Below are 18,668 nucleotides of genomic sequence, written 5' to 3'. Positions count from 1 at the left end.
GAGGGAATTAGTCCGAAGGAAACGTTCATTTACAAAACACCTTTTACATTTTAAAAATAAAGTTATGCGTTACAAAAGTGCCATTATTTGGCTGTCAACAATCATTTCAGCCCTATGTATTTTCTTCCTTTCGTTTACATGGAAGTCAAACCAATTAAAAGAACAAGCAATTAAGTATGCTACGGCTGCCGATGGCAAAGTGGATGCGGCTAAGCGTTTACATTTCATTGATTCCCTTTGGAAGCAACCTGTATATATTGGATATACCTTACAAGAGGTAACGCAATATGCGTTGCAAAAAGGTCTTGATTTGGAAGGTGGTTTACACGCCGTATTAGAGGTTTCACCAGTTGAAATCTTACGGGCACTTTCTGGACAGTCGAATGACCCAAACTTCGAGAAAGCCTTAGCAGAAGCAAGTGCTGCACAAGCAACGTCGACGTCATCGTTTAATGAATTGTTTTACGATGCATTCGCTCGTATTGCTCCGAAGCAAACATTGGCATCTGTATTTTCTAATTCAGTTAACCGGGGTAAAATTTCATCTACATCTACGGACACACAAGTTAAGCGTGTGATTGATGCGGAGATTGACGGAGCTGTTGATCGTGTGTACAAGATTATTCAAGCACGTATTGATAAGTTTGGTGTTGCGAATCCAAACATCCAACGTTTACCAGGTTCAAACCGTATTCAGGTTGAATTACCTGGTGTAGAAAATCCAGAGCGTGCACGCAAGTTATTATCAGGTGCAGCGAAATTGGAGTTTGTGGAATGTTATGAATTGAACGAATATGGTGCTGGCTTAAATGCATTAGGTGCTATTTTAGATCGTGAGGCGAAAGCTCCGAAAGTAGCGGCGGCTCCAGCAGCATCTCCAGCGAAAGACACAACAAGTAATGCGTTGGCGTCTCAATTAGCGGCTCCAGCTAAAGATTCTGCAGGCAAAGCAAAGGCGGATACATCCGCTGGTTCTGCTTTAACGAAATTATTTATTCAAACAGGAAATGGAATAGGGGTGTATGTCAAAGATACGGCTCGTGTTAATGCTTTGTTTCGTCGTGCGGATGTGCGTGGTTTTTTCCCAGCAAATTTAAAGTTTGCGTGGGCAGCGAAAGGTATTCCAGCAACGAATGGCGATGAGATTTTGTCATTGGAGGCTTTGAAACAAGCAGAAGGCCAAAAGGCTCCTTTGGAAGGTGACGTCATCACGGATGCAGCTCAAGATTTTGACCAAACAGGTCGTGCAGAAGTAACGATGTCGATGAATGGAACGGGTGCTCGTATTTGGAAAAACTTGACAGGCGCGAACATCGGTCGGCGCATTGCCATCGTATTAGATGGATACATATACTCAGCTCCGGTTATCAACGGAGAAATTCCAGGTGGTCGTTCTTCGATCTCGGGTAGCTTCACTGTTGAGGAGGCAAAAGACTTAGCGAACGTATTGAAGGCGGGTAAATTACCAGCGCCAACGCGTATTGTGGAAGATGCATTTGTAGGTCCTTCATTAGGAGCGGAGGCAATCAATCAAGGTTATATGTCCATGTTATTGGGATTAGTTTTGGTTATTGTGTTCATGGTAGGTTACTATGGAACTCCAGGCTGGATGGCTAATTTGGCCTTATTCTTCAACGTGTTCTTTATCGCAGGTGTTTTGGTTCAAATCCAAGCAGCATTAACCTTGCCAGGTATCGCGGGTATCGTGTTGACATTGGGTATGGCGGTAGATGCCAACGTACTTATTAATGAGCGTATTCGTGAGGAATTGCGGTCAGGTAAAGGTTTGTTGGACGCCATTAATATGGGTTATGAAAAAGCATTAAGTGCGATTTTGGATGGAAACATTACAACGATTTTGATTGGTATTATCTTAATCATTTTCGGTTCAGGATCTGTGAAAGGATTTGGTGTGACGCTTTGTATTGGCTTGGTTACGTCGGTATTTTCTGCGGTGTACATTTCCCACTTGTTGGTGAACTGGATGGCAAAACGTGCGATCAAGGCAGGTAAGGAGAAGGAAATGACGTTTGAGACATTCATTTCACGTGATTTGTTCAAAGGCATGAACTTTGACTTTATTGGAAAGCGTAAATATTCATACTGGTTCTCATGGTCATTAATTGCCATTGGAGCGATTGTGGTGTTTATGCAAGGTGGCTTCAACTTAGGTGTTGATTTCAAAGGAGGTCGTTCGTATGTGATTGAGTTTAATCAAGCGGTTTCAACTGAAAAAGTGAAAGCGGCGTTGGTTGATGATTTTGGTGGAAAAGGTGTTGAGGTGAAAACATTTAACAGCGATACAAAATTGAAAGTAACTACGTCATATTTGGTTGAAGATGAATCAATTACTGCAAACAATACGGTTCGTACGGCATTGGAAACAGGTTTGAAGGATTTTGCTTCAGCTGCTCCCAAAGTAGTATCTGAGTCGAAAGTAGGAGCGACTGTTGCGGATGATATTTTGATGCAATCATTTGTATCAATTTTCTATGCTTTGATTGCGATCTTTATTTACATCTTGATTCGTTTCCGTAAGTGGCAATATTCATTAGGTGGTATTGTAGCTTTATTACATGATACTTTTGTTGTATTGGGTATGGTTGGAATCGTTCGTTTGTTCGGATTTGAATTGGAGGTTGACCAAGTATTCATTGCAGCGGTCTTGACCGTTATTGGTTATTCAATTAATGATACGGTGGTTGTGTTTGACCGTATCCGTGAGGAAATTGGTATTAATCCAGATTTGGGTAATAAACAATTGATGATCAAAACGATCAATGAGTCGATTAACCATACCATGTCACGTACGGTAATGACGGCAACAACCGTATTCTTAGTAGTTACGGTGTTGTTGATTTTCGGGGGTGACGTATTACGTGGATTCTCGTTTGCGATGTTTATAGGGGTTGTATTTGGTGCATATTCGTCTATTTTTGTGGCGGCGCCTATTGTGATTGACTTAGCAACATCATCTAAACCAAAGAAATAAGTTTTGATGCCGGTTGTTCGAGAGGGTGGCCGGCATTAATGTATTTTTTAAATTTTATCAACTATGAATAACAGTATCTGGAGAAAGAAACCCATGCATATGTTTGAGCAAGACATGCAAAAAAGTGAGCTCAAGCGGGTATTGGGTAAATGGAGTTTAACGGCCATCGGTATCGGTGCGATTATTGGTGGTGGTGTTTTCGTGTTAACGGGGACGGCTGCGCATTATCATGCGGGACCAGCCTTGGCACTTTCATTCGTTATAGCGGGTATTGGCTGTATTTTTGCCGCGCTATGCTATGCTGAATTTGCGGCGATGTTGCCGGTGGAAGGTAGTGCGTATGCGTATGCCTATGGAACCGTTGGTGAGTTATTTGCCTGGATTATTGGTTGGGGATTAATCCTCGAATACGCCATGGGTGCGATGACCGTTGCGGTGTCGTGGTCTGGCTATTTCAATAAGCTCTTACACCTCTTTGGGATACATTTACCGGAAAATTTAACGAATGATCCCGTTTCATTTGGGGGGCCTTCTGTGAATTTACCTGCATTGATTATAGTGTGGTTTGTGACTTGGATTTTAGTGAAAGGGATCAAAGAGGCGGCGAGTGCGAACAACATGATTGTTGTTTTGAAGGTAGCTGTCATTCTTTTTGTGATTATCATGGGGGCATTTTACATTGATGTGGCTAACTGGACTCCCTTCATACCGGAGGAAACGTTGGTTGAGCATGAGAGTGGTGAAATGTTGCCTGCGTATGGTTGGGGTGGTATTATTTCTGGTGCATCGGCGATTTTCTTTGCTTACATCGGATTTGATGCGGTTTCAACACAGGCAGGTGAGGCAATTAATCCAAAGAAGGATATGCCTTTCGCGATTATTGCTTCGTTGTTGATTTGCACTGTTTTGTACATTGCCGTATCATTGGTTTTAACGGGTATGTTGAATTACAAGGATATCACGGGGGATGCTTTGAAAGCGCCAGTAGCGTATGCATTTGATGTTGCGGGTCAGCCTTGGGCGGTGTTTGTGATTACGGCAGCGGCGACAGCAGGATTACTTTCGGTGATGTTGGTGATGATGTTAGGCCAAACGCGTGTCTTCTTGGGCATGGCGAAAGATGGTTTATTGCCAAAGTTTTTTGCTGAGATTCACCCAACGTTCAAGACGCCTTGGAAATCGACGATATTGGTAGGTGCTGCGGTATCGATTGTGGCTGGATTGACCCCTATTTCTTTATTGGGAGATATGACGAGCTTTGGTACTTTATTTGCCTTTACGATGGTTTGTTTAGCGGTATGGATTTTACGTTTCCGTGATCCAGGTCGTGATCGTCCATTTAAGGTTTCTGGGTTAAACATTGTGGCTCCTTTGGGAATCATTGTGAATACCTTTTTGATTTTTAATTTAGGTCGGACGGCACAGATTTTCGCTATAGCGTGGTTGGTGTTTGGGTTGGTGGTTTACTTCGTGTATGGCCGACCGCGTTCGCATCTGAATACGAGAGAGTAATTAGAAGCCCCTGAATAAGGGGCTTTTTTTATGGGTTTTTTCTTTGGCAAACCTTTCAGGATTGCCAAAGTTTGAGGCGCTTTTCGCGCCGATTCCCCAGACTTTAGTCTAGGTTATTAATACCCCTAGGCTTTAGCCTAGGGGTTTCCAGCCGCAGGCTGTGTGGCGCTGTATCTGTCTTTAGAATAAAGTCTGTTGTTATTAATATTTGAGATTATCAGTAGGATTGGAACGCATTGCTAATTTATTTTATACATTTGCATTGGATTGGGTGTAGCCTGGTCGGTATAAGAGTCAATGTTCATCGCATTGGCTCTTTTATTTTATCTAATTAATATCTTTTTCAAAGGTTGAAGGATTTTTATCGCTATAATATCAAAAGCAGGATTTAAAGCTTGTTCATTCAATAGATATTTGGCAATTGGATATGCTGTTAAATCTGCAATTTGTAAGCCGATTAAATCTTCTTTTTTATGATTGAATTTGAAGGTAATACGAAATGATTTAAAAGATTCAATCGAGTTTTTAAAGGTTCCTTTCGAAATAATTTTAGTGATGTGAGAGGCTAATTTATTGTCTTCTTTTTCACCTCTTTTTTCTAAAACGATTATTAATTCATTTGCATGTGATTGTTTCTTTAAATATGAAATACATAAATCAAAGACATTAGAAAGGCACAATTCATAGGGGTCATTTCCCAAATTCCCATATTTTTTCACGTAGTTGAATTTATTAAGGCCAACAGGAATAATCGAATATGTTTGTCTCTCAAGAATTTTATTTAGTTCTCGGTAAAATTTTAATTTAGTTTTTTTATCAAGCAATATTTTATATTCATTAGCACATTTTCTTATTTCACGAGAGTGAAAAATGGGGGTATGGTCTTGCCAAAAAAACGTTTTCATTTTAGACATTTTTGATTTTAATTTTTCGTTTTCATTGTCGGTTATAAGTATGCCGCAGATGAGAAACATAGGGAAATGAAAGTCAATTTTAGTCAGACCATGGTCCCCGCATTCATCAATGAATAGATAGTATTTCATAATGGAAGCTAATAGGAAATAGCTAGGTTACGGGTGCCGGTAATCACAATATCAACTTGTTGATCAAGTACCGAAGTGTCTCAGGTTTAAATTTGGGGTTATTGCTAACCCTAGGCTTTAGCCTAGGGGGAATCGATGCTACGCATCTCAAACTTTGCCAAAGCGCCAAGCTTCGCCAAAGAGACAAGGGCCTTTGCCTAAGCGATATTTTTGGCGTATTTTTGCACCTTGATTTATCATTATGCAAAAGATTGACGCGGAAATTGCCAAACGACGGACCTTTGGTATCATCTCTCACCCCGATGCGGGAAAAACGACGCTAACGGAAAAATTGCTACTTTTTGGAGGGGCTATTCAAACGGCTGGGGCGGTGAAATCGAATAAGATTAAGAAGGGGGCGACCTCCGACTTTATGGAAATTGAACGCCAAAGAGGTATCTCGGTCGCGACTTCCGTCATGACATTTGAGTATAATGATGTAAAAATCAACATCTTGGATACCCCCGGTCACAAGGACTTTGCGGAGGATACATATCGGACTTTGACGGCTGTGGATTCAGTGATTTTGGTCATCGATTGCGTGAAGGGTGTCGAGGAACAAACCGAGCGTTTGATGGAAGTTTGTCGCATGCGGAAGACGCCGGTGATTATATTCATCAACAAGATGGATCGTGAGGGTCAGAATCCCTTTGACCTACTCGATGAATTAGAGCAAAAATTGAAAATTTCAGTACGTCCTCTGACTTGGCCAATTAATATGGGTCAAAACTTCAAAGGCGTTTATCATTTATTGGATCGCTCGTTGAACTTGTTCTCAGCCAACAAAACGAAGATTGAGAAGAATGTAGTATCGGTCGATATTGCCACGCCTGAATTGGATACGCGCGTGGGAGAACGTGACGCGAATCAGCTACGTGAAGATGTGGATTTGATTGAAGGCGTGTACGAAACTTTTGATCGAGAAGAATATCTACGCGGTGAGTTAGCACCTGTGTTTTTCGGCTCGGCGGTCAACAACTTTGGCATACAAGAATTGTTGGACACTTTCACCAAAATCGCTCCATCTACCCAAGCGCGTGGAACCGACGTGCGTATGGTGGAACCTAATGAGAAGAAATTTACTGGATTCGTATTTAAGATTCACGCGAATTTGGATCCGAAACACCGCGACCGAATTGCGTTTTTACGTATATGCTCAGGCGTGTTTCACCGCAATACGTTTTACCAACATATTCGCTTGAAGAAGAATGTCCGTTTCGCGAATCCCTATAATTTCATGGCCCAAGATAAAGAGGTCGTTGACGAAGGTTTCCCGGGCGACGTAATTGGTTTATATGATACAGGTACGTTTAAAATTGGCGATACTTTGACGGAAGGGGAGGTTATGAATTACCAAGGAATTCCGAGCTTTTCGCCGGAGATTTTCAAGGAACTCATCAACTTAGACCCGATGAAGTCCAAGCAATTGGAAAAGGGGATTGATCAGCTTACCGACGAGGGTGTTGCTCAATTATTTACGCAGCCCCAATTAGGCAATCGCAAGATTGTGGGAACGGTGGGAGATTTACAATATGAAGTTATTCAGTACCGTTTGGAGCATGAATACGGCGCTAAATGTCGCTTTGATGGAATGTCGGTGACTAAGGCTTGTTGGATTACCTCCGAAGACCCGAAAAAACTACAAGAATTTGTGCGTTTAAAAGGCCAAAACATTGCCCAAGATAAAGATGGGAATTACGTGTTCTTGGCGGATTCCGATTGGATTCTTCGCATGAACCAAACGAACAATCCCGAGATTGAATTCCACTTTACAAGTGAGTTTAAGTTGGCCTAGTCTCTTTGGAAAAGCTTCAAGCTTTGCCAAAGTTTGAGGCGCTTTTCGCGCCGATTACTTTGTTTAATTTATTCATGAGAATCGATGCTACGCATCTCAAACTTTGGCAATCCTGAAAGGTTTGCCAAAGAGCTACACTAATCCTAAATCCTTCTGAATCACCCCAACCTTCTCTTGCAAGTTGGCGAAAGTCTTATCGAAATCAGCTGCAGACGCTAAAGGCGCATTCACAGATACATAGAATTTGATCTTCGGTTCCGTGCCGGAAGGTCGGGCGGAGACTTTTGAGCCGTCGGCGAGGATTAATTGAATAACGTTGGAGGCTTCGATGCCTAGGCCAACTGCAATAGGCGTTTGTTTTCCCGTCAATAGGTCTGTGGAAACCAGGCCTTCGTAGTCCAAAACAGTTACCGGTTTAGATCCAGCTACCGATGCAGGGACGTTCGAACGTAAATTGATCATCATTTGCTTAATTTCCTCGGCACCCACTTTACCCTTTTTGGTAAGCGAAATAAGACCTTCATAATAGAAATTGTTCTCGATGTACATTTCTGCTAGGAAGTCGAACAGGGATTTGCCCTGATCTTTGGCATAAGCGGTTAATTCTGCAATCATCGCACAAGAGGCCACAGCGTCTTTGTCGCGGACTGCATCGCCAATTAAATAGCCGTATGACTCTTCGCCACCGCCAATGAACTTTTCTTTGCCCTCTAACTCGCGGATAACCTGCGCGATATATTTAAAGCCAGTTAAGGTATTGTAGCATGTGACGCCTTTGGACGCACACATTTTATCAATCAAATCCGTGGTAACGATCGTTTTGGCAACAAATTCATTCCCTTTCAAATCCGTCACTTTCAATAAATAATATAGAATCAAACTCGCCATTTGGTTGCCGTTCAACAGTACCCATTCGCCGTGCTGGTTCTTCACTGCCGCTCCCACGCGATCCGCATCTGGATCCGTTGCAATTACCAAATCCGCATCGATTGCTTTGGCTTTGTTTAAGGCCAACGTCATCGCTTCCTTTTCCTCTGGATTCGGATATACGACGGTTGGGAAATTACCATCTGGAATCGCTTGCTCTTCCACGACCGTTACCGCCTCAAAACCTAAAAGTTCCAATGCTTTTGGTACTAGGGTAATGCCCGTTCCGTGGATCGGAGAGAAGACAATTTTTAAGTCTTTTTGACGCTGAATGACCTCCGGTTTCCGACAATTCGCTTGGATGGTTTTCAAATAAGCCGTGTCAATCGACTCGTCCAATAAGTGTAATAAGGAATCATTTCCTTCAAATTTGATATCAGCAACCGTTGATATGGCGTTCACTTCCGCCACGATGTTCTTATCATGCGGCGCTACGACCTGCGAGCCATCGGCCCAATATGCCTTGTAGCCATTGTATTCCTTGGGGTTATGGGATGCGGTGATGACTAGGCCGGCTTGGCAGCCCAACTCGCGTACCGTGAACGATAATTGTGGGGTAGGGCGTAAGGCAGGGAAGAGGTAAACCTCAATGCCATTGGCCGTGAAGATATTTGCGGCGATGCGTGTAAATTCCGGGGAATTGTTTCGGGAATCGTGGGCGATAGCCACTTTGATTTTTTGACCCGGAAGACATTTGTTTAGGTAATTCGCAAAACCTTGCGTCGCTGCGCCCACGGTGTATTGATTCATGCGGTTGCAACCTACGCCCATTTCGCCGCGCATCCCGCCCGTCCCAAATTCCAGGGATTTGTAGAAGGAATCCGTCAAAGCGGTCTGTTCGCCGGCTACGATCAACGCTTGGATTTGTCCTTTGGTTTCGGCGTCGTACGGGCCGTTTAACCATTGGTCGATGTTTGCTTGGGTCGTTGCGTCAAATGTCATATCCTAAATTTCTCCGGTAAAAACGTGTTTGGCTGGGCCAATTAAAAATATTTGGGTGTATCCGTCGGTGCTATTGCCTTCGAATTGCACGGCTAATTCGCCGCCTAAAGTCTTGATTTGAATGGGGCTGCTCATGCCTTTGGTGGCGTTTGAAACTAAAGCAGCTGCTGTAACGCCCGTTCCGCACGAGTAGGTTTCATCTTCCACGCCACGCTCGTAAGTCCGAACGAAGAGGGTTTGGGGATCTAATTTCTCAGCGAAATTCACATTCGTTCCGTTTTGGCCTAGATAAGCTTCCGAATAACGAATTGCTGCACCAATGTTCTTCACATCCGTGAATTGTACTTGTTGGACGTAACGCACCACATGCGGGGAACCGGTATTGGTAAAATAGTCATCGTCATGCTGGGCGATGTTCGCTACATCTTGCATTTGTAATGATATGGTTTCAGGAGTGATGTGAGCCAAATGCGGTCCATCCATCGCAATAAAATGTGCTTTTTCTTGTACGATACCTTGTTCTGCTGCGAATTGAACTAAACATCTACCACCATTTCCACACATGGTTCCTTCGGTACCATCTGCATTGAAATAAACCATGCGGAAATCGTAGCCAGTTTCATTTTGCAATAACATTAGTCCGTCAGCGCCTATGCCAAAACGGCGGTGGCAGAGTTGGGCAATCCCTGCAGTGTCGAGTTGAAACGTTAGGCTTCGGTCATCAATGATGATAAAGTCGTTCCCGGTTCCTTGGTATTTATAAAATTGCATGGACGAAATTAAGAAAAATGTGCTAAGTATCGAGCTTGAATTATGTTAAGATGATGTTTTTCGTGTCCGGCGATCATCCAGGCTAATGCGCGTACACTGATTTTGTGACCATTGGCAAGCCCAATTGCATTTCCTTGCGTTAGCGTGAAGGATTGAACTAGTGCTATGGTTGCGGCTCGTGTGGTTTGGTATTGTATTATAACTGCTGCCAAGGACTGGTTTTCATAACCGGCATGTTGCATGTATTCATTCTCGTCAAAGCCGGGTAGGGATTGCATTTCTCCACGGGAAATAACCAAGGCGCGGTAAGCAAAAATACGCTCCGAGTCGACCATGTGGCCGAGAAGTTCTTTCAGACTCCATTTTCCTTCGGCATAGGCATAATTGCCCTCTTGCTCGCTGAGTTTGTTGTAAATATGTAGAATTTCAGCCGTTTGCGTTTCGTATACTTCGAAGAGATTTGCCTCAACAGGAAAATTCAAGTATTCCGCAAAGTATGGAGCATTCGGGTATTCGTAGTTGGCAGGAAAATGCATTTCTAGAGTTATTTTTTTCACTTACCTTTGGCAATCCTCCAAGGTTTGCCAAAGGTAGGGGGGAAAAGGGAATTTTTGATTTGATTAAATGATAAAGAATATCGAGTAACTGATTTTTTTTAGATTTGGAACCATTCATTTGGCAAACTTGCAAAGCCGTGATTTTCAATTGGATAAAGCAATTAGCTCAATTTAAGCCTATATTTTTACTATTTTTTTAGTAGACCTATTGCATCCAAGTAGAATTTTCCTAATTTTGTGCCACCAAATACCAAACGGTCCGGTAGTTCAGTTGGTTAGAATACATGCCTGTCACGCATGGGGTCGCGGGTTCGAGTCCCGTCCGGACCGCCAACTTGGTTAAAGCTTCAGAGAAATCTGAGGCTTTTTTATTTATTGCTATATCACCAGCAATCCCATTTCCCGCAATTCATCTACGATTTCTCCCTCCCAAAAATTTCTAAAATCTCTCAAACCTGATTGATTAAACTCCTTTTGGAATTCCTCAAATGTCCATGTTTTGGTAGGTCCAAGTGAGATGCGCGCTAATATGTTAACAAGCCACATACCCAATTGCTCAGAAACTATTAATTCCTCCTCGTCCCGTCCCAAACTCATTTGCAATATGTACTTACCTCGAGAGCGTTTTTCCATGGAAGGAATGGGTCCGAGCCAACAAATTTTAGCATTGGGTTTGGGGAATTCTTCTGGTTTTGGGGCTAAAATACGTGCAACGTAGTTTTTAGGAATTTGTGTACGAGGAATCTTAAAATCGAACCATTCCTGTAGCGGCATGTCTAATCCAATGCCATGCATGTAATTAAACAACGATTTTTTTAGCCCCTCACTAAATTGGGCATGATCCGTTCCCGTCGGATCCGCATGTTCTAAATCATTATTAGCAAAGCTACCGGGTTCAGGGTTTAGTATTTTGATGTGATATGCGTCCGGATTTAGGCCCACTGGACTATGCGCCGTCAAGGCAAATTGATGCCAAAAACCAGAGTGTATCACCCCATTTTCAATGAATTGACGAACCACTTCCAGCGAATCAACCGTTTCTTGTGCAGTTTGTGTTGGAAAGCCATACATCAAATAAGCATGCACTAATATGCCTGCTTGTGTAAAATGGTCAGCTACCTGGGCAACTTGTTCGACCGTAACGCCTTTGTCGATTAATGTCAATAATCGGTCGGAGGCAACTTCCAATCCACCCGAAACGGCAATACAGCCTGACCTCACCAGGAGTTGGCATAAATCCTTTGTAAAACTCTTCTCAAATCGAATATTTGTCCACCAAACAACCGTCAAATCCCTGCGGATAATTTCCAATGCCACATCACGCATCAATGCCGGCGGTGCAGCTTCATCTACAAAATGAAAACCGTTGTTGCCGGTTTGGGTAATCATGGCTTCAATCCTGTCAACTAACATGGGTGCCGAGGTGAATTCGTAGTCTTTGATATAAGATAATGAGATGTCACAAAAGGTACATTTACCCCAATAACAGCCATGTGCTAAGGTCAATTTATTCCATCGGCCATCACTCCACAAGCGGTGCATCGGATTGGCAATTTCGATCACCGACAAATAGTTTTCTAATGGTAAACCGGTGTAATCTGGGGTGCCCACATCTTTTTGTTTCACGTCAGAATCCTTCGATCCATTCAGGTAGGTAACAGATCCATCAATGCAGCAAAAGGTTCGTTTCAAATCTTTCAACTCTCGATTGCCTTGTAGATGTTCCAAAAGATTCATCAAAGGCGTTTCCCCATCATCCAACGTGATGAAGTCGACAAATTCAAAAACACGAGGTTCTTTTAAGGAGCGCAATTCAGTATTTGCATATCCACCACCAAAAGCTACTTTAATATGTGGATGGTGTTTTTTAATCCATTGTCCACAGCGCAATGCACTGTATAAATTACCTGGAAATGGTGCCGTTATGGCGACTAGATCGGGTTTTTCTTGTTGGATTTTGGAGTCTAAAAGTGCGACCAGTAATTCATCGATGTACGTAAGAGGTGCATCAAGTGCTTGGTGTAATTCATGAAATGTTGATGCTGATCTACCAAGCCTTTCAGCATAGCGGCTGAAACCAAAATGTGGATCAACGGCCTCTATGATTAAATCTGAAATATCTTCTAGGTAAAGTGTTGCCAAATGCCTCGCTTTATCACGTGTACCCATACTGCCAAAAGCCCATTCTAAATCCGTTATTTGCTGAAAACGGGATGCCTCAGGTAGGTAATTCTGTTCGGCAATGACGTGCGCCATTGTTGGATTTTTGTCGTGCAGAAAGGATATAACCGGGTCGATGGTTCGCAGGTAAGACTTTTTGAGTCGGAGCATCCGCTGACCATTCTCATTCAGTTTTTCTCCAGATCCTTCAATGTATTCAAATAATTGTTGGAGTCCTGTATTTGAAAATAGTTGTAGGATAACCTCCAAACCTAAGTCGGCCTGACAAGACGCCAATCCTTTCGTATTCATAAATCCCTTTAAATAAGCCGTTGCTGGGTAGGGCGTATTTAATTGTGTAAATGGTGGGGTTATAAAAAATACTTTCGGATTTTTTGTGCTCATGGATGTCAAAAGTACTTGAAAAGCGGCTAAAAGAAAAGCCTCCCCTTACCTTTGGCAAACCTTGGAGGATTGCCAAAGGTAGTGTTTTGGGAATGTGGCGATAAGGTAAAAACTGATTTTTTTGTCCAGCTTCTTGGATTTCGTTCCAATTTTTAATTTTTCAAATTCCTAACCTTTACCTTTGGCAAACCTTTAAGGATTGCCAAAGGTTAGGGGGAATAGTATGCCGACCAAAATGAGTTGGGGGATTATACAATCAAGACTAGTTCTTGCACAATTCGTTGATGTGCCAGGCTGATTTATGTAGAAAAAAGATATCTTGCACACACCTTTTAACGAACTAATTTGTATTTAATGAAACTGATTTTTTTCTTTTCATTGGCACTTGGTTTGGCTTCATGTTCCAAACAGGAATCAATTTCCCCCGTTGCCAAATCGCTTCAAGACGGATTGGTCGCATATTATCCCCTGAATGGGAATCTATTGGATGTATCGGGAAACCTGCGACATGCTAAGTTGGATAAGGCTGTTTTCTCAGTGGATCATTTGGGGAAATCCAAGGCTTCTTTAGTTTTCTCGTCCGTTCAACCTACCGCTGCTGAGGTGCCTTCAGGTTTGTTGAAACAAACGAGTACCATCTGTTTTTGGGCCAAAAAATCAGATGCCAAGTTGCCATTATTTATTTGGGACAATCAATTTGAACGTCAAGAAAAGGTTGCAGGAATTACAGCTAGTTCACGCTATGGTTTTAGTTTGGGGGCTGAGGGGAGTAGTCAAAATTATTCGTTGGAGCTAAAGCTAGGCGTTTTGTCTATTTTTCGAATGAATATTCCGTTTACGCCAAATTTATGGGAATTTTATGTGATTCAATTTTCGGAGGTGAAGGGGATTACGACTTCGGGTGAAGTGACGGTGTATAAAAACGGGGTTCGATTTATGCAACAAACGGTGGGGGCTGTCTTTTTGAATGCGCTGGAATCTTCAGGTGTGAATCGAATGGGAGGTGGTTTTCCGAAGGGACTTAACGCCGAAGGGCAAATCGATGAGCTTGGGATATGGTCACGAACTCTGACGGAAGCGGAAATTTTGCAGCTTTACAAAAATGGTTTTTAACTTACCTTTGGCAATCCTCCAAGGTTTGCCAAAGGTAGGGGGAAATGGGGGATTTTGATCCTCTCCTAAACTTAAAATCAAGAACTTGATTTGAGGTCAAAAATGCTTTACCAAGCATCGAGGCCTAGAATTTTTCTGCCTAGATCATTTAGTTTAGCAGTAGTGTATTTTGTTTGTTCCCATTTCCTTGGGTCGCCTGGAAATGCATATCCCTCGGGTGCTATGCGGTCTTTCCAGGAGTTGATGCGCCAATCTTTCAATGAAGCATTGTCCTCTTCAGCTGGCATCATGGATATATATTGGGCACAGCGTACCTTGTCGCTATTGTTTGCACGAATTCCATGTGGCTGAGTGCTGTTGAAGATTAATAAATCACCGGCTGCCAACTTAACTTTGGTGGGGGTAAAACCGGTGATATCTGGTTTGAAGCGGTCGCGGTCATCGGGTTGGGTTAATTTCCAGGTATCGTAGGAACGAAATAATTCAGGGATGCACTGAAATCCTCCCATGTTTTCGTCGAGTTGGTCCGCTAAAGCGAGTACCCCTTGTACATTGACCGGTTTTGTTTCTGGGTCATAATCCCAATGAATAAAGGCTTTGTATTCGTGGCCAGGTCGAATAGGAAAGTTCAGATTGGCTCGGTCAATGGTGACCCAAAGTTTTTCTGTTCCCCATACATCAACAAAGGCGTCATAGACGCGTTTTTGCGATCGATTATCCCATAATAATTGGTTATTGTAGCATTCTACCATGCCCGTGCCGGCTAACTCTTTCATTTTCATTTCTGCACGTGGGGCGGTGTACCAGGTAGCTGAATCATGGGGATCTTTTTCCTCAAATTCCCATAAAAAATCGGCTGTTTTTAACGCTTGCTCGCGCGGAACTGCCTGTTTGATAACCACGTAGCCATTCGTTATCCAAAACGTCCAATCTTCATCGCTTAACACACGAAGTGCACGACCGTTTTTTCGATCATTCAGTTTGAGTGCGCTACTTTTTGCAGTAGATGGGTTGCCAGGAATTTCATAATGAGCATTATTGGGGATTTTCGTTTCCATGCAGTTTGTTTTTCTTGAATCAAATTTCGACTATTTATCGATAGGTGAATTTCTTTGTATTCGCCAATTTTTGACCTGCATTGATAATTTAATTTGACATATACATTAAATTGGTAAATTTAGGTATGAAAATAGCTTTGGAGTCCATCCGTCCTGATGCGGATAGTTCGTTTCGATTTTTGCAGACACCTAATTTAAATGAGGTGTTTTATTGGCATTTTCATCCGGAGATTGAGTTGGTTTACGTAGAAGCAGAAAAGGGTATTCGCCATATTGGGGATCATTTAGCTACCTATGAAGGATGTGATCTGGCTCTGATTGGTTCGTACATTCCACATTTGAATTTTGATTATGGAGTAAAAGCGACGGTGGAGACCGTGGTGATTCAGTTTCCGGCGGATTATTTTGAACAAGGTTTGGCACGAATTCCAGAATTAACTCAGGTTGTAGAACTTGTTGCTCGGGCAAAACAGGGTTTGGCATTTACGGGTGAGACGAAGCGGATAGCTGGAGATAGGTTAAAAAAGCTACATCATTTAGACCGATTTAGTCAATTTATAGAGTTGATGGGCATCTTTCAAGATTTAGCCGCGAGTGCAGAATACATGGAATTGGGTGCGCGACCCGTTGCGAATGCATTGGTTTTGAAAAAGCAAGCACGCATACATCAGGTGTACCAATATGTAGAGGCTCATTTTTTAGAGCCAATCAATACGCATCTCATTGCAGAGCATGTAAGTTTGTCGGTTCCTGCCTTTTGCAGATATTTTAAACAGGCAACGCATTTGACCTATACTGACTTTGTAAATCAATATAGGGTCAATTATGCCAAAAAATTACTTATCCAAGGACGTCATGTTGGTGAGACATGTTATGAGGCTGGATTTGAGAATTTGCCCTACTTTACCCGATTGTTTAAGAAGCGGGTTGGGGTGTCTCCGTCAACTTTCAAGAAACAGACGAGTGGAAACTAAATTTCCTTAAATAATGGCTAAATTCGCCCATATGAGGAATTTTTTAATGTTTTTCGTTTTATGCCTATTCATAGGTTTTTCGAGTTTAGGTCAAAAAAAGACGATGCCCCTGGCTGAGTTGCTCACCCTAGATAGCTTGATTCGTTCTGCTCCATCGCTAGCCTTGCGTATAGCAGATTACAATCGTGGCGCATTGGATTCAATGATAACAGGCCAAAAACCCATTGACTCATTAGTTGTAAATACCTTTGCGCAAACTTTTTTTAAAGATCTACGCGATGGAAATCGAACACCTAATTTACGCTATCAAGGTTTGAAAATTGATCGTAAAAATATACAACTGACATCAAATTTTAAATCATTAGCTAATCATCTAATTAATCGATCACCTGAAGTGGTTCGGTTGTTGGCCATGCTTCGTGATTCAGTGAATATCTCAGACGAAAAAAAGGATTTACTCATCAAAGCCGTCAATGAATACCGTTGGCTTAGCACCTTGCGCCAAAATCGATCCGTTGTTTTGGTCAATATTCCATCGACAATTTTACGGGCATATGATGGTCAGGTGGAAAAGGCCTCCATGCGCGTGGTGGTAGGTAAAGCTTCAAGGCCATCTAAAACGTTAGTAAGTCCGATAAAAAATGTCATCATTACGCCGTATTGGCATGTACCCCGGAGTATAAGTGTAGAGGAATTAGTTCCGGAGATTCGTAAAAATATACGGTATTTTTATGCTAGTCATTTAGAAATATTTGATACAAAGGGGAGAAAGGTTGCGCCTGAAAAAGTGCCTTGGTCACGCTTAAACGCTAATTATTTCCCTTATGAAATGCGTCAGCGTTCGGGCAAATGGAATACATTGGGCATCATGAAGTTTCAGTTTGACAATCCGTTTCGGATGTACCTACATGATACGTCGGAGAAAAAATTATTTAAAAATGAGAAGCGCTTTTATAGTCATAGTTGCATCCGTGTTGAGCGCCCAATTGATTTGGGACGGTTTTTACTCAAGCCCGATTCCAAGGCGGTGGATACGTTAGATGTTAACGCGGCATATTCAGATTTGACGCCGAGATACATCAAAATCAACCGATCTATTCCACTGGTGATTTGGTATAGTTTGGTTGATTTTGATGCCGACGGCCAAATCAAATTTTACCCGAATATTTACGGTAGAAATTAGATTTTATAATATTGTTCCCAGCCTTTTCTAGGTTCAGGGCCCGCAAGTAACTTGTTTGCCAAGGCGTTATTTGTGATTTGTTTTGTGTTGCGATCGAATGTCAACTTCGCATTTAACCGTTGGGCCAACACCCCTAAGGCAAACACTTGACTCAATGGTCCCGCGATTTCAAAACGAGAACGCGTTTGTTCTTGTCCCATACACCCTTTAAGGAAATTAGCATAATGGTTGGATGGGCTTTTTTGTACTTCAGGTAATTTCAAATCTTTGGCTGCATCACCTAAAATGGATAATGATGAGCCGTGTGACCCTCCTTTGAACGTTAAATCTTTACCATAAATAATCTTACCCGGATTCAATTTAGCGGGTTGGATTTTACCATTACTAGCCGGCGGAATATTCGGATCTAATTCAGTTGTCCCATAGTTTTGAGGAACAGATGGAAGGTTATTTAAACCATCATACCAGGTAATGTCCATAGCGGGCATATCCTTGCGTTTCGGGAATTTGAATTGGATGGTTGACGACATCGGATAGAAAAATGCATTATGGCCGTCCGCGCGAAGCATATTTATCTCGGTCGGTAATCCCAATTCCAAAAATTCATGTGCAGTGTCCATAATATGTGCACCCCAATCTCCCAATGCGCCCAGACCATAATCGAACCAGCAGCGCCATTGGCCATTAACAAAATCCTTCTGATAATCATGCGTTTGCGCTACTCCTTGCCAAATATCCCAGTCCAATGTAGATGGAATAGGTTCTGCCGCTGGGAAGCTTTTGATCTTTGGATCCCAACCATGCCACCTGCGTGGGGAGTTCATGTGGGCTGTCATTGAGGTAACATCTTTGATTATACCTGCTTCTTTCCATGCTTTAAATTGGAAGAAATTAGCCTCCGAGTGACCTTGGTTTCCCATTTGGGTAACTAATTTAGAATGCTTTTTGGCCGCCGCCATCATGAGTTCAATCTCTTGAAAGGTACGTGCCATCGGTTTTTCAACGAAAACGTGTTTCCCTAATCCAAGCGCCATCATCGTAATAGGGAAATGGGAATGATCTGGTACACCAATAGCTACCGCCTCGATTTGATTTCCCATTTGATCAAACATCTTGCGAAAGTCTTGAAAGCGCGGAACATTTGGAAATTTCTCTAACACTTTTAGTGTTTGGGGAGCGCCCATGTCAACGTCACAA

General features: G+C 42.5%; 13 protein-coding genes and 1 tRNA gene. 7 read left to right on the top strand and 7 right to left on the bottom strand.

Annotated features, from left to right (window positions below; all coding sequences use genetic code 11):
• Positions 1 to 64: 64 nt before the first annotated feature.
• Positions 65 to 2,992, top strand: a complete 2,928-nt coding sequence (gene secDF / locus ACIQ6T_RS07505; protein ID WP_395785278.1) for a protein translocase subunit SecDF — start codon at positions 65 to 67, stop codon at positions 2,990 to 2,992.
• Between the two features lie 63 nt (positions 2,993 to 3,055).
• Entirely contained in the window at positions 3,056 to 4,504 is a 1,449-nt protein-coding gene (locus ACIQ6T_RS07500; RefSeq protein WP_395785277.1) for an APC family permease, read from the top strand.
• Between the two features lie 323 nt (positions 4,505 to 4,827).
• On the opposite strand, the gene ACIQ6T_RS07495 is transcribed toward ACIQ6T_RS07500, so the two are convergent.
• A complete protein-coding gene (locus ACIQ6T_RS07495) occupies positions 4,828 to 5,547 on the bottom strand; it encodes a DUF3800 domain-containing protein (RefSeq protein ID WP_395785276.1) in 720 nt (239 codons plus the stop codon).
• Positions 5,548 to 5,788: 241 nt separating this feature from the next.
• Between ACIQ6T_RS07495 and ACIQ6T_RS07490 the strand changes: the two genes are divergently transcribed.
• Positions 5,789 to 7,381 carry a peptide chain release factor 3 gene (locus ACIQ6T_RS07490; RefSeq protein ID WP_395785275.1) on the top strand — a complete coding sequence of 531 codons (1,593 nt, stop codon included), beginning with the start codon at positions 5,789 to 5,791 and terminating at the stop codon, positions 7,379 to 7,381.
• Positions 7,382 to 7,513: 132 nt separating this feature from the next.
• Here the strand turns inward: ACIQ6T_RS07490 and ACIQ6T_RS07485 are convergent, their stop codons facing one another.
• The 3 genes from ACIQ6T_RS07485 to ACIQ6T_RS07475 are packed head-to-tail and all read right to left on the bottom strand — an operon-like array spanning position 7,514 to position 10,557.
• Positions 7,514 to 9,250: a phospho-sugar mutase gene (locus ACIQ6T_RS07485; protein ID WP_395785274.1), complete on the bottom strand. Its 1,737-nt coding sequence runs from the start codon at positions 9,248 to 9,250 to the stop codon at positions 7,514 to 7,516.
• 3 nt (positions 9,251 to 9,253) lie between these two features.
• Positions 9,254 to 10,021, bottom strand: a complete 768-nt coding sequence (gene dapF, locus ACIQ6T_RS07480; protein WP_395785273.1) for a diaminopimelate epimerase — start codon at positions 10,019 to 10,021, stop codon at positions 9,254 to 9,256.
• An 8-nt stretch (positions 10,022 to 10,029) separates the two neighbouring features.
• Positions 10,030 to 10,557, bottom strand: a complete 528-nt coding sequence (locus ACIQ6T_RS07475; RefSeq protein WP_395785272.1) for a DinB family protein — start codon at positions 10,555 to 10,557, stop codon at positions 10,030 to 10,032.
• Between the two features lie 277 nt (positions 10,558 to 10,834).
• Between ACIQ6T_RS07475 and ACIQ6T_RS07470 the strand changes: the two genes are divergently transcribed.
• Positions 10,835 to 10,911: transfer RNA gene (locus ACIQ6T_RS07470), tRNA-Asp, on the top strand.
• A gap of 45 nt (positions 10,912 to 10,956) precedes the next feature.
• On the opposite strand, the gene ACIQ6T_RS07465 is transcribed toward ACIQ6T_RS07470, so the two are convergent.
• Positions 10,957 to 13,143, bottom strand: a complete 2,187-nt coding sequence (locus ACIQ6T_RS07465) for a B12-binding domain-containing radical SAM protein (protein WP_395785271.1) — start codon at positions 13,141 to 13,143, stop codon at positions 10,957 to 10,959.
• A 354-nt stretch (positions 13,144 to 13,497) separates the two neighbouring features.
• On the opposite strand from ACIQ6T_RS07465, the gene ACIQ6T_RS07460 reads away from it, so the two are divergent.
• Entirely contained in the window at positions 13,498 to 14,256 is a 759-nt protein-coding gene (locus ACIQ6T_RS07460; protein WP_395785270.1) for a LamG-like jellyroll fold domain-containing protein, read from the top strand.
• Between the two features lie 107 nt (positions 14,257 to 14,363).
• On the opposite strand, the gene ACIQ6T_RS07455 is transcribed toward ACIQ6T_RS07460, so the two are convergent.
• The gene (locus tag ACIQ6T_RS07455; RefSeq protein WP_395785269.1) at positions 14,364 to 15,314 is read right to left on the bottom strand and encodes a phytanoyl-CoA dioxygenase family protein; all 951 of its coding nucleotides are present in this window, start codon (positions 15,312 to 15,314) and stop codon (positions 14,364 to 14,366) included.
• A gap of 125 nt (positions 15,315 to 15,439) precedes the next feature.
• Between ACIQ6T_RS07455 and ACIQ6T_RS07450 the strand changes: the two genes are divergently transcribed.
• Positions 15,440 to 16,288, top strand: a complete 849-nt coding sequence (locus tag ACIQ6T_RS07450) for a helix-turn-helix domain-containing protein (RefSeq protein WP_395785268.1) — start codon at positions 15,440 to 15,442, stop codon at positions 16,286 to 16,288.
• A gap of 31 nt (positions 16,289 to 16,319) precedes the next feature.
• Positions 16,320 to 17,471, top strand: coding sequence for a L,D-transpeptidase family protein (locus ACIQ6T_RS07445; protein ID WP_395785267.1), 1,152 nt, complete (start codon positions 16,320 to 16,322; stop codon positions 17,469 to 17,471).
• On the opposite strand, the gene ACIQ6T_RS07440 is transcribed toward ACIQ6T_RS07445, so the two are convergent.
• Positions 17,468 to 18,668, bottom strand: a 1,201-nt coding sequence (locus tag ACIQ6T_RS07440; protein WP_395785266.1) for a Gfo/Idh/MocA family oxidoreductase, incomplete at its 5' end; no start/stop codon positions are given. The genes ACIQ6T_RS07445 and ACIQ6T_RS07440 overlap by 4 nt on opposite strands.

The organism is Aquirufa sp. (genome assembly GCF_044377215.1).
Taxonomy (GTDB): Bacteria; Bacteroidota; Bacteroidia; order Cytophagales; family Spirosomataceae; genus Aquirufa.
The sequence above is the reverse complement of the archived record's forward strand: the minus strand, read 5'-3'. Positions and strand labels throughout refer to the sequence as shown.

What these genes read in the sequence shown, in the direction of transcription:
- secDF (WP_395785278.1), top strand. Translation starts at nt 65, where the DNA reads ATGCGTTACAAAAGTGCCATTATTTGGCTGTCAACAATCATTTCAGCC.
- ACIQ6T_RS07500 (WP_395785277.1), top strand. Translation starts at nt 3,056, where the DNA reads ATGAATAACAGTATCTGGAGAAAGAAACCCATGCATATGTTTGAGCAA.
- ACIQ6T_RS07495 (WP_395785276.1), bottom strand. Translation starts at nt 5,547, where the DNA reads ATGAAATACTATCTATTCATTGATGAATGCGGGGACCATGGTCTGACT.
- ACIQ6T_RS07490 (WP_395785275.1), top strand. Translation starts at nt 5,789, where the DNA reads ATGCAAAAGATTGACGCGGAAATTGCCAAACGACGGACCTTTGGTATC.
- ACIQ6T_RS07485 (WP_395785274.1), bottom strand. Translation starts at nt 9,250, where the DNA reads ATGACATTTGACGCAACGACCCAAGCAAACATCGACCAATGGTTAAAC.
- dapF (WP_395785273.1), bottom strand. Translation starts at nt 10,021, where the DNA reads ATGCAATTTTATAAATACCAAGGAACCGGGAACGACTTTATCATCATT.
- ACIQ6T_RS07475 (WP_395785272.1), bottom strand. Translation starts at nt 10,557, where the DNA reads ATGCATTTTCCTGCCAACTACGAATACCCGAATGCTCCATACTTTGCG.
- ACIQ6T_RS07465 (WP_395785271.1), bottom strand. Translation starts at nt 13,143, where the DNA reads ATGAGCACAAAAAATCCGAAAGTATTTTTTATAACCCCACCATTTACA.
- ACIQ6T_RS07460 (WP_395785270.1), top strand. Translation starts at nt 13,498, where the DNA reads ATGAAACTGATTTTTTTCTTTTCATTGGCACTTGGTTTGGCTTCATGT.
- ACIQ6T_RS07455 (WP_395785269.1), bottom strand. Translation starts at nt 15,314, where the DNA reads ATGGAAACGAAAATCCCCAATAATGCTCATTATGAAATTCCTGGCAAC.
- ACIQ6T_RS07450 (WP_395785268.1), top strand. Translation starts at nt 15,440, where the DNA reads ATGAAAATAGCTTTGGAGTCCATCCGTCCTGATGCGGATAGTTCGTTT.
- ACIQ6T_RS07445 (WP_395785267.1), top strand. Translation starts at nt 16,320, where the DNA reads ATGAGGAATTTTTTAATGTTTTTCGTTTTATGCCTATTCATAGGTTTT.